At 37.3% G+C, this 1153-nt stretch carries 2 protein-coding genes and 1 pseudogene; 1 reads left to right on the top strand and 2 read right to left on the bottom strand.

Annotated elements, in window-relative coordinates:
* Together BTO21_RS16555 and BTO21_RS16550 are read right to left on the bottom strand one after the other, a co-directional pair.
* Positions 1-630: IS4 family transposase (locus tag BTO21_RS16555; protein ID WP_146107839.1), on the bottom strand; the 630-nt coding region annotated here is incomplete at its 3' end.
* A 127-nt stretch (positions 631-757) separates the two neighbouring features.
* Positions 758-970: a type 2 periplasmic-binding domain-containing protein gene (locus BTO21_RS16550; protein WP_244906771.1), complete on the bottom strand. Its 213-nt coding sequence runs from the start codon at positions 968-970 to the stop codon at positions 758-760.
* Positions 971-1021: 51 nt separating this feature from the next.
* Between BTO21_RS16550 and BTO21_RS20295 the strand changes: the two are divergent.
* A pseudogene (locus BTO21_RS20295) lies at positions 1022-1153 on the top strand (ISAs1 family transposase); the annotation flags it as partial.

Below are 1153 nucleotides of genomic sequence, written 5' to 3'. Positions count from 1 at the left end.
CCCTAAAGAATAGAACCCCTTATCAAACATAGTGACACTATAATCAGGTGTAGTTTCTATCAATTTTTCAGCGATTATCATTTCACTGACTTTATAGTCATCGAAAGCGCTACCCGTAATTAAATGGCTACTGAGTTCCATCTGACAAACCATTCTTACTTGAGGGTATTGGGTATCTTTTTGACGCGAAAAAACTTTATTATTTTGAGGACTATCCGGTGCTCGCCAAACAACGCCATCAACAGCTAAAAGAGTTAAACCATTCCATTGTGGGAGTTGTGCACTCTCAATCCAAGAGGCGGTCATTCGCTCAAAAACAGCTTTCATTGCAGGTTCTCCTAATGTTTTGCGACGTTGTGTTAACGCACTAGGAGCAACAAAAGCTTTACCTGTTCGATCGACTATATCTAGTTGATTAACCAAATCTTTCATGGACTTATCATTATAGATAGCCATACCCACAAGCAGCCAAACCATAGACTCTAGAGTAAGCTTTCGCTTTCTCATCGTTACAGTATCAGTCAGTGCATAAGCTTCATTAATTAACTCTAAGGGTAATAAATCAGACAGTGTTTCAATTTGATTTGGTTTCCAGTCATTAATAATATTTAAGGCTTGTGAGACATCCATAAAAAAATCCGAGAATATAAATATTCTCGGATTCTTACACACTGCGAGGATCGTTCAACCTAAATATTTAGATCTTAACTGATCGGCATTAGACCTAATCACGGTTTATTTTAAATGTAGGATCATGTTAGTTATCTTTTTTTCGTCGCTGAATATCATCTTGAAAGCGTGTGATTGTAAAATCAATAAATGCGCGTAGTTGTCGAGGCATTAAATCACGTTCTGGATAAATAAAGCTTACAGGTATCGGGACTTGTGACGCATAAAGGCTTGGTAATATATGGATAAGTCGTCCTTCCTCAATAAGATTTCGACATAAAAACTCAGGAATATAGGTAATACCAAACCCATCTAAACAGATATCTAATGCTGCACTTAATGTATTAACCTTAAAGCGGTAGAAAAAGCATTTACAGCTGAGCGAGCAAATGTAGCCAATAACATTATTTTTAAAAAAGGTCATGGCCGTATCGAGTCACGACAGTGCCATGTCTTTGGAAGCGATAAGCTTGAAGGCAATTTC

Source organism: Photobacterium phosphoreum (assembly GCF_002954725.1).
In the GTDB taxonomy this organism is placed as follows: domain Bacteria; phylum Pseudomonadota; class Gammaproteobacteria; order Enterobacterales; family Vibrionaceae; genus Photobacterium; species Photobacterium phosphoreum.
This window is presented reverse-complemented; position numbering and strand designations above follow the sequence as displayed.